Genomic DNA, 15,328 nt, shown 5'->3' on the forward strand with positions numbered 1-15,328 from the left:
TTGTATAACGCGCTGTTTGATTTTGGGAACCTTATTACTGCGGGTCGGAAGCGATTAACGCATGGCTAACATGGCCCAAGTGCGGCGACCTTGCTCCAGAATTATCCCCACGGCAAGTCCCGCTGCGGCATTGATGGCAAGGCAAGTGACGGCTGTGGATAAAATCACAAAGATACAGAAGGGCTTGCCATCGATTAAGCGTTTCGACCACGCCAGTTGCAGCCCAGCAGTGGTCAGTAAACTGCCGAGGATAGCCATAGGAATAAGGCTTAATAGCCAAGCGATATTGCTACCCCAGCACAGGGCGATCATTAAACAGGTGCTGCCAAAAATTAACGGCGCCAGATAAGTGCGGGCGCCAAAATGGTATTGCACCGCAAGTCCCCCTGCACCGTGGCACATGGCCGAGGCACCAAAGGGCGCGAGCAATAAGTTGGCAAGGCCTGAGCTAATGGCGAAGTTTTTGGGCGTGAGTTTGGCGGCATCTTCAGGGAATTTCTCCTGTGCCATTGCAGACGTGGCGATCACTGCATTGGTTAAGGTGAGAGCCAGTTGTGGCAAAACCAATAAAAGGGCGGCGGAAGTCCACTCAATAGATGTCGGCCACGCTAATTGAAATGGCGCTGTCATTGCTTGAATATCAAAGTTAGTGGCTAAACTAGTTTGTGTACTGGCTTGCCAAATCATCCCCGCCGCTATGACTAAGGGCATGGCAAGGTAGCGCAGCGGCAAAAATTTACTGATAAATAACAGGATAAAAGCGCCCACCCCAAGCAGCCAAAACTCACTCATCATCTTAGCGCCCATCCACATGAGTTGCAGACCAATCGCTAATTGAATGCCGACACTCACAGCTTGGGATAACTGTTTGGCTAACCAAGTAATGGCGCCGCTAAAAGCCAGAATTAACAGGATAATACCCATCAACATGGCGCTTGCCTGCAACATACCAGGGGTTAAGCCTTGGGCTATGACTAGTGCAGCGATGACCTTCATCGGTTGCACGGGAATCGGGCGGCGGTAAAACAGCGCGCTTAAGATAGCGAATAGCCCAAAGCCTAGGAAAATTCCTTGGGGTGAAAATTGATTAAGGGCAATCAGCCCCAACACCAAAGGCAAAAAAGTGCCTAAGTCGGCAAAGGCACCACTGGTTTCACCGAGTAAACGATTGATAGGTTGAGTGATGAGATTTGTTGGGGTTTTGCCCGGGATCATAAAGGTTGCCGCAATTGAACATATACTCACTAGGCAAAATAAATGCCAGATTTTTAAGGGTTTAAGGGGGCTGTAGGGAGCAATTTTCTGTATTATTTTTAAGCGGGTAGACATTTTGGCTACCCACCGCATGTTGCCTTGGCCTAAATGTCAGTTATAGGCTTTTAGCCCAATAGACCATAGGTAACTCCCTATGGTCTATTGCGGATAAGTTATGGTCAGCTAAAGGATTGAGTGAAACGTAGTCACTTCCTCCTGATTACATTTGGTTGTGCATGTCGTTGAGTGCTGAATGTAATAGGTCATCGTCATTCGGATTCGTGTGAAGTTCTGTTACATCAAATAGGTCGAAATGACGATCTTTATGTTGCTCCTTTTCATTATCTAATAATGGGTTTTCAAAATGGTTCACCTCAGGGATAGCGTGCATCGGTGCATCAATATCATTGAAGTGATTGCTTGAGGATAGCGTAGGCAATAATTCCACTGGCACAGAAGGAGATAGGCTCACTGTCGTTGGGCTAAGTCCTAACATTTGCAGGTAGTGATCAACCGGTGAAGCTTGGGCTGCAAAGTGTGCATCCGTTGTCGTGAGAGGAGTGCCATGACTAGAAGATAACGACAGCTCGCTGAGGTTCCCTATATCTCCCTTGGCGGTATTCGAAGGGAGAGGCTGGTCGTTATTACCTGTTATGGCATCCGTCACGGTAAGCTCGCCTTTAGCCACGATCGCGCCAGCTGCTATAACGTGATTGTCCTCGACCACACTGCCACTGTCGGCTCCTGCGATCACTGCACCATCATTCTGGTCGTGGATAGTAATTGACACCTCATGCGCCTTGCCGTCTTCGCTATGCACGGTGATGGTGTCAACCAGGGTCTGGCCATCGCCCAGCTGCTGCACTTCGGGACGGCTGTTGTCGAGTTGGTAAATCCAGTCGCCGTTGACGTCGATGCTGAAGCGGCCGTAGTGGGTGGCGGTGTCGGTCTGCGGCTTCATCACCGATTGGCCGGCGTCGGCGTCCTGCACCTCGATGAAACCGGAAATCTGCTGGCCGTTGTCCTCCAGCACATGGGCGCTGTCGAACTCAAGCGGCGCAATGGCCGGCGGCATGAAGCCGGAACCCTGCACGGCAGCGCCACCGCTGGCGGCCGCCACGTCATGCATGACCGGCGTCAGGTGAACCGCGCTTTCTTCCGGGTGAAGCACAAAATCCGTATACGGATAGCGGCCCGAGAGCATTCCGGGGTTGCCATTGTTATAGGCGTAGACACCCACTTCACTGGCTTTTGCGTCGGTGAACACCACCTGATACCCGGCGCCCTTGGCGTGCCAGGCGATCATTTCGCTGATCGGGACTTCGGTCAGGGTGCCGCCATGGGGACCAAAGGCCTTCGCGACACTGCCATCGGGCGAAATGAAGGAAATGCCCGCGTTCTTGATGATGACCAGGGCCCGCTCGAACGGGTACGTGTCGGCACCTTGGAGCATCATGCTGGCGAGGTACTTGAAATTCGGATGGCTCATCCATTCAAACGCATGGCCGATCTGGCTGTAGGCATCGTCCGATTGCGTCGGGCCGCCATGGGGCACAAAAGCCGGGGCATCGTCCTGGCCCTGGATGGTCACGGTGATGGTCTGCGCCGTGCCATCGGCGCTGTGCACGGTGAAGGTGTCGGTCAGGTGCTCGCCGGTCTTGAGCTGCTGGATCGCCGCTAGCTTGTTGTCGGCTTCGTACAGCCAGTAGCCATTCTGATCAATGGTGTAGTGGCCGTAGGTGGCGCCCACCGCGTTTTGCGGAACAAACTGGGCCTCACCCGCATCGGGGTTGTTGATGGTGAGCTGGCCAAAGTGCTCCAGATTGCCCTGCGAATTGACCTGCTGATCCTCCGTCACCGTGACGGCGGTATCGCCGCCGATCACCGCCACATGGCTGACGGGCAGCCCGCTGAGATGCAGGGTGAGGTCCGCCGCGCTGGCGGTCTGGTGATTGCTGCCCTCTTCGGCACGGGCGCTCACCTGGATGCTGGTATCACCCCGGAAGCCATGCGGTGCCTGCAGGGCCAGCGCATCCTGGTTCCAGCCTGTGGTCTCGATCACCTGCCCGGCTGTAGCGACCGTGGCGCTGTGCGTGCCATCGGTCAGCGTGAAGCCGACCGGCAGGCCATGGATCGCGTAGCTCAGCGTCTCGCTGCCATCGGTGTCCGCCAGCTGGTAGCCGAGGTAGGGCTTGAGCAGGATGTCGTGATCACCCAGCGTCAGGTGGTCGGAAGTGCCGATCTGGATGTTGTCGAACAGCGCGCGCGCCTCGCCCTGCCCCGTGGTGCGGAACTCCAGGCGCGAGCTGCCGCCGGTGGCCACCAGGTCGTAGGCATGGTGCTGCATGGCGAAGGTGCCGGCGGTCGGGCTGATGGTGTCGATCACCTTGCCTTCCCACAAGACCTCGACGGGCGTCATCGCAAAACCCGGGCGGGCCGAGAGATCAAAGCCGACATGCACTGTTTGACCGGCATTGGTGGCCAGGTCGCGGAAGATGTTGCTGCTCCAGCTCGCGGTCAGGCTGAGGATCTGGTTGTTGCCACTGCCGCCGTAGAGCCGCTCCTGGCCGATTTCCACACCGCTGGCTTCAGAGCTGTGCCAACCCAGCGGGGTTGGGTCGGACAGCTTCCAGCCGCCCGCCCCCACATCGACACTGTTGAAATCGGTGGTGATCGAGAGCCCGCCCCGGACCGGCGCATCCGCTACCGGCGTGATGTCCAGCGTGGCAAAGGCATCGCGGCTCACCGTCCCGTCGCTGACGCTGAACTTCAGGTCCACATCCTGGCCGCTGAAGTTGGCGGCCGGGGTAAAGGTGTAACCGTGCGTGGCATCGCCGGTGAAGCTACCGTGCGTGCTGGTCAGCGAGCCGGCCACGATGTGCAGGCTGCTGCCGTCGTCCGCATCGCTGGCGCCCACCGCCTGCAGCAGCTCGGCTTCGGTGAACACGCGCGGTGCGTCTTCATTGATGGCGCCCAGATCGGCAGCCGTAGCCGCCGTGCCGTCGGTCACCAGCGGGCCGTCATTGCTGCCCTTGACGGTAATCGTCAGGTTCTGCGTGCTGGTGGCACCCGCGCTGTCGGTCACGGTGACAGGAATGACCACATCCTGCGTCTGGCCCGCAGCCAGATGCTGGTAGCTGGCATGGCCGGGGTCGAAGCTGTAGCTGCCATCGGCATTTAATGTGAAGCCATCGACCGCGTTAGCCAGGCTGAAAGTTTGCGTGTCGCCAGCATCGGGGTCGGTGGCGACCATGTGGCCGGTGAGTCGGGTGCCGTCTTCGGTCACGGCCTGCGTCTGTGCAGCCAGCACCGGCGCGTCATTGACCGGCGTGATGCTGAGCGGCAGCGTGCTGCTGATCGGCTGGCTGCCGCCGGTGACCGTCAGCGTGAGCGCCACCTGGTCGGCGGAGACATTGGCGGCGGGCGTGAAGGTCCAGCTGCCGTCGGCGTTGTGGCTGAACTGGCCGAACGCCGGGTCCACCTGCACGTCGCTGAGGCTCAGGTGCTCGCCCGCTGCCGGGACTACACCGGCCAGCGCGAGCAACTTGCTCTCGCTGAGAGTCAGCGGCGTGTCTTCTGCCGTGGACAGGCGCTCGAAGCTCAGCGGCAGCGGCAGTTCGGCCGAGGTGACGGTCTGGTGCGTGGCGCTTTCTTCGGTGCGTGCGCTGATTTTCAGGTCGATCTGGCCTTCGAAATCCTTGGGCGCCTCTACGGTCACGGCATCCATCTGCCAGCCTGCCGTGTCGATCACCTGCCCGGCCGTCGTGACGGTGACACTGTGGCTGCCATCGCTGAGCGTGAAGCCCACCGGCAGACCATTGATCAGGTAGCTGATGGTTTCGCTGCCGTCGGTGTCGGCCAGGTGGAAGGCCTGACCCACATCCAGATGCAGTGCATGGTTCACAAGCCCCACCTGGGGCGGCGGACTGATCTGCAGGTTGTCGAACAGGGCTCGCGCATCGCCCTGGCCGCTGGGCCGCAGCTCCAGGCGCGAGTCGGGTCCCGTTGCCGTCAGGACATACTCATGCCGCTGCATGTCGTAGGCTTGGTTGCCCGGCGTCAGGGTGTCGATGACCTTGCCCTCGAACAACACCTCGATGGTCGCCGCAGGCCGTCCCGGGCGCCCGGTCACGTCAAAGCTGAAGACCACGGCCTGCCCGGCCTGGGTGTCCAGGGTGCGGTAGAAATTCATGGGCGACGAGGCCAGGCCCGACAGCTCCAGCAGACTGTGGCTGTCGGCGCCGCCGTAACGGGTGGCCGTGCCGATGTACACCCCCTCATGGTGATCGGTATGCCAGCCTACCTGGGTCGGATCGAGGTAAGCCCAGCCGGCGCTGCCGGGATTCTGGCTACTGATGTCGGGATGGATGGACAGCATGCCCGCGACCGGCGCGTCGGTCACGGCAGTGATCTGCAGCGGCAAGGCGACCTGCTGCGGCTGGGCGCCGCCAGCCACTGTGAGGTTCAGCGCCACCTGGTCCGCCGACACATTGGCAGCAGGCGTGAAGGTCCAGCTGCCATCGGCGTTGTGCGTGATCTGGCCGAAGGCCGGGTCCACCTGCACATCGCTGAGGCTCAGGTGCTGACCCGGGGCCGGTACCGCGCCGGCCAACTGCAGCAGCTCGCGTTCGCTGAAGCTGCGCGGCGTGTCTTCCGCCGTGGACAAGTGCTCGAAGCTCAGCGGCAGCAAGAGCTCGGCCGAGGTGGCGGTCTGGTGGGTGGCGCCTTCTTCGGCGCTGGCACTGACTTTCAGAGCCAGCTGGCCTTCGAAATCGGCTGGCGATTGCAGCACGAGGGCATCTAGCTGCCAGCCCTTGAGGTCGATCTGCTGCCCCGCCGTGGTCGCGGTGACGCTGTGGCTGCCGTCGCTGAGGGTGAAGCCGACCGGCAAGTCCTTGATCAGGTAGCTCAGCGTCTCGCTGCCGTCGGTGTCGGCCAGTTGGAAGCTCTGGCCCAGATCCAGATGCAGCGCATGGTTCACAAGCGCCACCTGGGGCGGCGTTGTGGTGAGCTGCAGGTTGTCGATCAACGCGCGGGCATCACCGGAGCCAGTGGCGCGCAGTTCCAGGCGCGAATTGGCGCCGGTGGCCACCAGGTCATATTCATGGTGCGCCATCGTGTAGCCGCTGGCGGGCGTGATGGTGTCGATGACCTTGCCTTCCCACAGCACCTGCAGCGGCGCGATGGCAACGCCAGCGCGCGCCGAGAGGTCAAACCCGAAATGAACGACCTCGCCGGCCGAGATGGACAGGTCACGGTAGAGATTGGCGTCACTGCTGGCACTCAGGCTGACGATCTGGTTGCTGGTGCTGCTGCCGCCATAGAGTTTGTCCTGACCCAGCTCGACACCCTGGGCATGGTCGGTGTGCCAGCCCATGCCGGATGGGTCGACCATGGCCCAACCGGCGGAGCCCACCGCCTGGTGGTTGAAGTCCGTGAGCTCGGTCTGGCCACCGGCACCGAGCGGTGTGTCGGCCACCGGCGTGATACTCAGCGCCAGCGAGGCCGTGATCGGCTGGGCGCCACCGGTAACGGTGAGGGTGATGGGCACCTGATCGGCCGACACATTGGCCGCCGGGGTGAAGGTCCAGCTGCCATCGCCGTTATGGGTGATGTGGCCGAAGGCCGCATCCACCTGCACATCGCTGACGCCGTAGGAGACCCCGGCTGCGGCATGCAGGCCGGCGAAGGACAGCAGTTGCGCCTCGCTGAAGTGGCGTGGGGTGTCCTCGATCACCACCGGGGAATCGAAGCTCAGCGCCTGCGGCACAAAGGCAGTGAGGGCACCTTGCTGGTGGTTCGCGCCCTCTTCAGACCGCGCCGCGACCTGGAAGCCCACAACGCCTTCGAATCCGGTGGGTGCCATCAGATGCAGCTGATCCGGCGCCCAGCCTTGCGTGTCGATCACCTGATCCGCCGTGGTGACGGTGACACTGTGGCTGCCATCGCTCAGCGTGAAGCCGACCGGTAGACCCTTGATGACGTAACTGAGCGTTTCGCTGCCGTCCGTATCCATCAGGTGGAACTGCGTGAACGTGTCCAGGCCGCCCAGAGAAACGGGTTGAGTGGACAGCACGGGCAGCGGCTCCCGCATGCGAAGCTGCGTGTAATCCACTGTCACATTCGCAAATTGGCCTGCGCCATCATGCGTGCGCAGTTGCAGATAGCCCTGGTCACTATCGGCCAAGAACCTGAAGCTGTGCTCCGCACCCCACCCCCCTTCCGGGGTGTAGCTGGAAACGACTTGCCCGTTCCAGACCACATCAAGCTTGATGTTGCCGCTGGAATAGGCACTCAGGGTCAGCTCATAAATTTGACCTGGCTTGGTGGCGAAATGGGTGCCGACCGTTGCATCGTCCGTGCCCCTCATCACGAGCCGCGAGTTGGCCCCACCGTTGGCCCGCTCCAGGTGCAGATCTCCCCCTTCGTTATTCCAGCCCTGCACCGTCGCCGGCATCCTCTCAAAGCTGCTGTGCGCTTGGAAGTCGACCGAAGAAACAAGGGTCTTGGCCTGCCCTGACTCCGGCAATTGACTCACGCGGAGTGTGTCGGCCACCGGCGTGATGTCCAGCTGGCCATGCGCTTCGCGGCTGACCGTGCCATCGCTGACACTGAACTGCAGGTCCACATCCTGGCCGCTGTAGTTGGCGGCCGGGGTGAAGGTGAAGCCGTGCGCGGCATCGCCGGTGAAGGTGCCATGCGCTGATGTCAGCGAACCCGCCACGATATGCAGCTGGGCGCCGTCATCCACATCGCTGGCACCGACCGCCTGCAGCAGCTCGGCTTCGGTGAACACGTGCGGCGCGTCTTCATTGATGGCGCCCAAATCCGCTGCCGTGGCCGCAGTACCGTGGGTCACCAGTGGGCCGTCGTTGCTGCCGGTGAGGGTGATCGTGAGATTCTGGGTGCTGATCGCGCCAGCGCTGTCGGTCACAGTGATCGGGATGATCACATCCTGCGTCTGGCCAGCGGCCAGATGCTGGTAAGCCGCATTGCCCGGATCAAAGCTGTAGCTGCCGTCGGCGTTGAGCGTGAAGCCGTCCGCCGTGGCCGTGGTGCTGAAGGCCAGGGTGTTGCCGACATCCGGGTCGGAGGCCAGCACATGGCCGTTGAACACGGCCGCGTCCTCGGTCACGGCCTGGGTCTGTGCCGCCATGACCGGCGCGTCATTCACCGGCGTGATGCTCAGTTGCAGCGAACTGCTGATGGGCTGCGCGCCGCCGCTCACCGTCAGCGTGAACGGCACCTGGTCGGCATTGACGTTGGCCGCCGGGGTGAAGGTCCAGCTGCCGTCGGCGTTGTGGCTGAACTGGCCGAAGGCCGCATCCACTTGCACATCACTGAGGCTCAGGTGCTCGCCCGCTCCCGGCACCACGCCGGCCAGCGCCAGCAGCTTGCTCTCGCTGAGGGTCAGGGGGGTGTCTTCGGCCGTGGCGAGCGGCTGGAAGCTCAGGCGCACCGGCAGTGCCGCGGAACTGGCGGTCTGCTGGTTACCGGCCTCTTCGCTGCGACCGGTGACGCTGAGCTCCAGCGTGCCGGCAAAGTCCTTGGGCGCTTGTACAGCCAGCGCGTCCTGGTTCCAGCCCTTGGTATCGATCACCTGATCGGCGGCCGTGACCGTGATGCTGTGGCTGCCATCCGTCAGGGTGAAGCCCACCGGCAAGCCCTTGATGAGATAGCTCAGCGTTTCGCTGCCGTCTGTGTCGGCCAGATGCAGATTGGTGGGCAAGTGGAGCTGAAGCTCGCTGTTGACCAGGGCCTCGCGGTCCAGATGGGGCGTGTCGCTGATCTCCAGCTTGTCGAAGATGGCGCGCATGTCGCTCTGATCGCCAACCACACGCAGCTCCAGCCTGGAATGCTCGCCGGTGGCTGTCAGCTGATAGTCGTGACGCTGCAGGCTGAAATCCGAACCCGATGGCGTGAAGCTGTCGATGACCTTGCCTTCCCACAAGACTTCCACCAGGGGCACGGCCCAGCCGCTGCGCGGCGAGACATCGAAACTGAATTTCAGCTCCTGGCCGGGCACCGTGTCGAGCACGCGGTAGAAGTTGGCCGAGCTGTCCTTGCCAGCCCCGGAGGAAATCATTTCCAGCGCGCGGTCACCACCGCTGCCACCGAACACATCCTGCCGCGCCACTTCCGAGCCCTGGGGCGCATCGGTGTGCCAGCCCAGGGGTGTGGGGTCAGCGAACTGGCCGTGCAACAGGGTGCTGTCGAAGTCGGTCTGGTGGGCGAGCGAATGGGTCTCTCCGGTGTATTCGAAGACCGGGACATCGGCCACCGGACGGATGTCCAGCCGGGCAAAGGTCGCCTGGTTGACGCCACCGTCGCTGACGCTGAACTGCACATCGACCTGCTGGCCGCTGAAGTTGGCGGAGGGCGTGAAGGTGAAGCCGTGGGCGGCATCACCCGTAAAAGTGCCGTGGGTGGAACTCAGCGAACCCGCCACGATGTGCAGGTCGTTGCCATCGTCAACGTCGCTGGCACCGACCGCACGCAGCAGCTCGGCCTCGGTGAAAAGGCGCGGCGCGTCCTCGTCCACGGCGCCAAGATCGCCCGCCTTCGCTGCGCTGTTGGCCACCACCTGCAGGCCGTCGTCGGTGCCGGTGAGGGTGAAGGTGAGGTTCTGTGTACCGGTCGCCCCGGCGTGATCTGTCACCGTGATCGGGATGACCACATCCTGAGTCTGCCCTGCCGCCAGATGCTGGTAGCTGGCATGCGAGGGGTCGAAGCTGTAGCTGCCGTCGGCATTGAGTGTGAATCCGTCAACGGGGTGGGCCAGGCTGAAGCTCTGCGTGTCACCGACATCCACATCGGTGGCGACCATATGACCGGTGATAGGGCTGCCGTCTTCGGTCCCCGTCTGGCTTTGTGCCGCCAGCACCGGCGCGTCATTGACCGGCGCGATGCTGAGCTGCAGCGGGCGGCTGAGCGGCTGGCTGCCGCCGGCGATGGTCAGCGTGAACGGTACATCGTCGGCATTGACGTTGGAGGCCGGGGTGAAGGTCCAGCTGCCATTCGCGTTGTGGCTGAACTGGCCGAAGGCCTGGTCTACCTGCACATCGGCCAGCGTCATGGCCTGTCCGGCAGGCGCATGAACACCGGCCAGCTGCAGCAGCTTGGATTCAGTGAACACCTGGGGCGTGTCCTCGTACACCCGCAGTTGCTCGAAGCTCAACCGCATGGACAGCTCGGGTGAACTGGCGGTCTGCTGCGTGCCGCTCTCTTCGGCTACCCCGCTGACTTGCAGATTCACCTGGCCCTGGAAATCCTGTGGTGCCTTCACCACCAGCGCCGCCTGATCCCATCCCTTGGTCTCAATGGCCTGACCGGCCGTGGTGACGGTGATGCTGTGGGTGCCGTCGGTCAGGGTGAAGCCCTGCGGCAGGCCCTTGACCACGTAACTGAGGGTCTCGCTGCCGTCAGTATCGGCCAGGTGAAACTGTGCGCCGAGATCCAGATACGCATCGCCATTGACCGGGCTGAAGCGCGCCGCCACCGGAGAGACGCCGACGTCCAGGTTATCGAAGATAGCGCGCATATCGCTCTGCGCGCCCACCACGCGAATCTCCAGACGGGGCTGGCCAGCAGTGGCGAGTAAATCGTAGTCATGGTGCTGCAAGCCGAAGCCCGTGCCCGAGGGCGTGAAGCTGTCGATGACTTTGCCTTCCCACAGCACTTCGACCAGCGGTACCGCCCAACTATTGCGCGGTGACACGTCAAAGCCGAAACGCACCATCTGGCCCGACGCGACGTCCAGCACGCGGTAGAGATTGGGCGAGTTGACCGCGCCGGCGCCCTCGGAGATCAGTTCCAGCGCATGGTCACCGCCGCTGCCGCCGAACACGTCCTGCCGCGCCACTTCCGAGCCCTGGGGCCCATCCGTGTGCCAGCCCAGGGGTGTGGGATCGGCGAACTGGCCGTGCAACAGGGTGCTGTCAAAGTCGGTATGGATGGCCGTCAGCTGGCCATCGGCCGGCAGGTCGAGCAGCGGCGTGTCGGCCACCGGCGTGATGTCCAGATGCAGGGTGCTGCTGATCGGCTGCGCACCACCGTGTACGGTGAGGGTCAGCGGCACCTGATGGGCCGAGACGTTGGCCTCCGGCGTGAACGTCCAGCTGCCATCGGCGTTGTGGCTGAAATGGCCGAAGGCCGGGTTCACCTGCACGTCATCCAGCGTCAGGACCTCTCCCAAACCCGCACGGATACCGGCCAGTTGCAGCAAGCGGGATGCAGAGAAGGTCTGGGGCGTATCTTCAACGGCCGTCAGCCGATCGAAGCTCAAGCGCAGCGACTGCTGGTCAGACGTCGCCGTCTGGTGGTTGGCGGTCTCCTCGGCACGGGCGCTGACCTGGATCTCGAGCTGCCCCTGGTAGTCCTGAGGCGCACGCAAAGCCAACGCATCCTGGCTCCACCCCTTAGTGTCGACCACCTGGCCGACACTGGCGATGGTCACGCTGTGCGTGCCGTCCGTGAGCGTGAAGCCTGGCGGCAAGCCCTTGATCAGGTAGCTCAGGGTCTCGCTGCCGTCGGTGTCGGCCAGCTGAAATGCCTGGCCCATATCCAGGTGCAGGGCCTGGTTGACCTCGCCCACCTGGGTGGGCAGGCCGATTTGGATGTTGTCGATGATGGCCCGCTTGTCTGCATCATCGCCCACCACGCGGAACTCGATGCGCGACTGCGGGCCAGTGGCCTGCAGGTCGTACTCGTGATGATGCATCTCGTAACCGGCGGTGCCCGGCGTGAACGCGTCGATGACCTTGCCTTCCCACAGCACCTCGATGCGGGCGACATCCCAGTTCTCGCGGCGCGAGGCATCGAAGCTGACGTGGAGCAATTGCCCGGTCTGCGTGTCTAGCTCGCGGTAGATGTTCGGCGAGTTGATGCTGGCGCCCTTGGACACCAATTCCAGCACCTGGTTTTTGCCCGTCCCGCCAAACACGTCTTCCGTGGTTTGCTCCACGCCGAACGTGGAATCGGTCTTCCAGCCCAGCAACGCGGGGTCGGCGAATTGCCCCGACAGTTGCACATCATCGAAAGTGGTCGACACCAGCGGACCCACGGGCTTGTCCGCCACCGGCGTGATATCCAGCTGCCCATGCGCTTCGCGGCTGACCGTGCCATCGCTCACGCTGAACTGCAGCTCCACATCCTGGCCGCTGAAGTTGGCCGCCGGCGTGAAGGTGAAGCCGTGCGCGGCATCGCCGCTGAACGTGCCATGCGCGCTGGTCAGCGATCCGTCAACGATATGCAGGCTGCTGCCGTCATCCACATCGCTGGCGCCCACCGCCTGCAACAGCTCGGCCTCGGTGAACACGCGCGGTGCGTCTTCATTGATCGCGCCCAGGTCGGCGGCTGTCGCGACCGTACCGTGGGTGACCAGCGGGCCATCGTTGCTGCCGGTGAGGGTGATCGTGAGATTCTGGGTGCTGGTCGCGCCAGCGCTGTCGGTCACCGTGATCGGGATGATCACATCCTGCGTTTGGCCTGCAGCGATGTGCTGGTAGCTGGCGTGGCTGGGGTCGAAGCTGTAGCTGCCGTCGGCATTCAGCGTGAAGCCGTCGACTGCGTTGGCGAGGCTGAAGGCCTGCGTGTCGCCGCTATCGACATCGGTGGCGACCATATGGCCTGTGAGCTGCGTGCCGTCTTCCGTGACGGTCTGGCTCTGTGCCGCCAACACCGGCGCATCGTTCGTGCCCTGCAGCGTGACCGTGATCGTGTGGGTCGTGCCGTCGGCACTGGCCACGGTCAGCGTGTCGGTCAGGCTTTCGCCCGCCTTGAGTTGCTGGATGGCCGTCTGCGCGTTGTCGGCGCTGTAGGTCCAGGCGCCAGACGCATCGACGCTGAAATGCCCGTAGCCGGCGCTGCCGGCTACATCCGTTTGGGCAGTGAAATGCGTTTCGCCGGTATCGATATCGCTGATCGTGAGCTGGCCGCTCGCCTGCAGGTGGCCGGTGGTGACGGCCGCGTCCTCAGTGACCGTTCCCACATCCACGCCGCCGATCACGGCGCCGTCGTTGGCGCCCGTGACGGTAATCGTGAGATTCTGGGTGCTCGTCGCGCCCGCGCTGTCGGTCACCGTGATCGGGATGACGACAGCTTGCGTCTGCCCCGCAGTCAGATGTTGGTAGCTGGCATGGCTGGGGTCGAAGCTGTAGCTGCCGTCAGCGTTCAGCGTGAAGCCGTCGACTGCCTGCGCGACGCTGAAAGCTTTGGTATCGCCCGCGTCTACGTCAGTGGCGACCATATGGCCTGTGAGCTGCGTGCCGTCTTCGGTCACGGCCTGCGTCTGTGCTTGCAGTACCGGAACGTCGTTCGTGCCCTGGAGGGTGACCGTGATCGTGTGGGTCGTGCCGTCGGCACTTTGCACCGTCAGGCTGTCCGTCAGGCTGTCGCCTGTCTTGAGTTGCTGGATTGCGTTTTGCGTATTGTCGGCGGTGTAGGTCCAGGCGCCGGTCGCATCCACGCTAAAGTGGCCGAGGCCGCTACTGCCGGCCGCATCGGTCTGTGCCGTGAAGTGATCTTGCCCGGCATCCGGGTCGGTGACCGTGAGCTGGCCACAGGCCGCCAGCTTGCCCGTGCTGTCGATCGCATCTTCGTTCAATGTTGCCGCATCGACGCCGGCAATGACGGCGCCATCGTTCGCCCCCATCACCATGACGCGCACCACGGTACTGGCCGTGGTGCCGCTGCTGTCAGTGGCGGTGATCTGGAACACATCCTCGCCACGCTGACCGGCCGACAGTGCGTTCGTGTCGGCGTCCGCATTGTCGAGCTGGTAAGTCCAACTGCCCGATGCAGCATCGAAATCCAGATGCCCGTAAGTGCCCTGGCCACTCACCGACCAGCTCAAGGTATCGCCGGCATCCAGGTCGTGGCTGTGCAAAAGACCCGTGATGGTGGACGTCGCCGAATCTTCGCTGACGAAGCGCGCCGAGGCACGGGTGGCGCCGATCACCGGAACATCATTGCTGCCGTTGATGGTGACATTGATGGTGTGCGTGGTGCCGTCAGGGCTGTGTACCGTGAAGCTGTCGGTTAGCTGTTCCCCGGCCTTGAGGGCTTGAATCGCCGGATTGTCGTTGTCGGCCGCATAGGTCCAGTGGCCACTCGCACCGAGCACAAAACCGCCATAACCCTGCGCGCTCGCACCGAATTGCGCGGTAAACACGGCTTCGCCGGTATCGACATCGCTGATCGACAGGAGCCCGGACGCGGTGATTTTTCCGACGGTATTGACAGCGACATCTTCCGTCAGACTGCCGCTGTCGGTGCCGGTGATCACGGCGCCGTCATTACTGCCGGTGACGGTGATGGTGAGGTTTTGCGTGCTGGTGGCGCCGGCGTGATCGGTGACCGTGATCGGGATGAGCACATCCTGCGTCTGGCCTGCCGCCAGGTGCTGGTAGCTGGTATGGCTGGGGTCGAAGCTGTAGTTGCCGTCGGCGTTCAAGGTAAAACCGTCAACGGCATTGGCGATGCTGAAGGTTTGCGTGTCGCCGGCGTCCACATCGGTTGCAAGCATGTGGCCAGTGAGCTGGCTGCCGTCTTCGGTCACGGCCTGGGTCTGTGCCGCTAGCACCGGGGCGTCGTTCGTGCCCTGCAGCGTGACGGTGATCGTGTGAGTGGTGCCGTCGGCGCTCTGCACCGTCAGCGTGTCGGTCAGCGATTCGCCGGCCTTCAGCTGCTGGATGGCCGTTTGGGTGTTGTCCGCGCTGTAGGTCCAGGCCCCTGCTGTGTCGACGCTGAAGTGCCCGTAGCTACCGCTGCCAGCCACATCCGTTTGCGCCGTGAAGTGCGCTTCGCCGGTATCGGCGTCGCTGATCGTGAGCTGGCCGCTGGCCTGCAGATGGCCGGTGGTGACGGCGGCATCCTCAGTGACCGTTCCCAGATCCACACCGCCGATCACCGCGCCGTCTGCGGCGCCGGTGACTGTGATGGTGAGATTTTGCGTGCTGGTCGCGCCCGCGCTGTCGGTCACCGTGATCGCAATCACCACGTCTTGCGTCTGACCGGCGGCCAGATGCTGGTAGCCCGCATGGCTCGGATCGAATTGATAACTGCCATCGGCGTT

The 15,328-nt window shown here is 62.7% G+C and carries 2 protein-coding genes; both read right to left on the reverse strand.

Annotated elements, in window-relative coordinates; genetic code table 11:
- Positions 1 to 54: 54 nt before the first annotated feature.
- Positions 55 to 1,215: a putative sulfate/molybdate transporter gene (locus tag Q4Q52_RS21525; protein WP_311991652.1), complete on the reverse strand. Its 1,161-nt coding sequence runs from the start codon at positions 1,213 to 1,215 to the stop codon at positions 55 to 57.
- A 259-nt stretch (positions 1,216 to 1,474) separates the two neighbouring features.
- A partial coding sequence (locus tag Q4Q52_RS21530; RefSeq protein WP_311991653.1) for a VCBS domain-containing protein occupies positions 1,475 to 15,328 on the reverse strand: 13,854 nt, incomplete at its 5' end.

Origin of the sequence: Shewanella sp. SP1S2-4 (assembly GCF_031932075.1) — a bacterium.
Classification (GTDB): Bacteria; Pseudomonadota; Gammaproteobacteria; order Enterobacterales; family Shewanellaceae; genus Shewanella; species Shewanella baltica.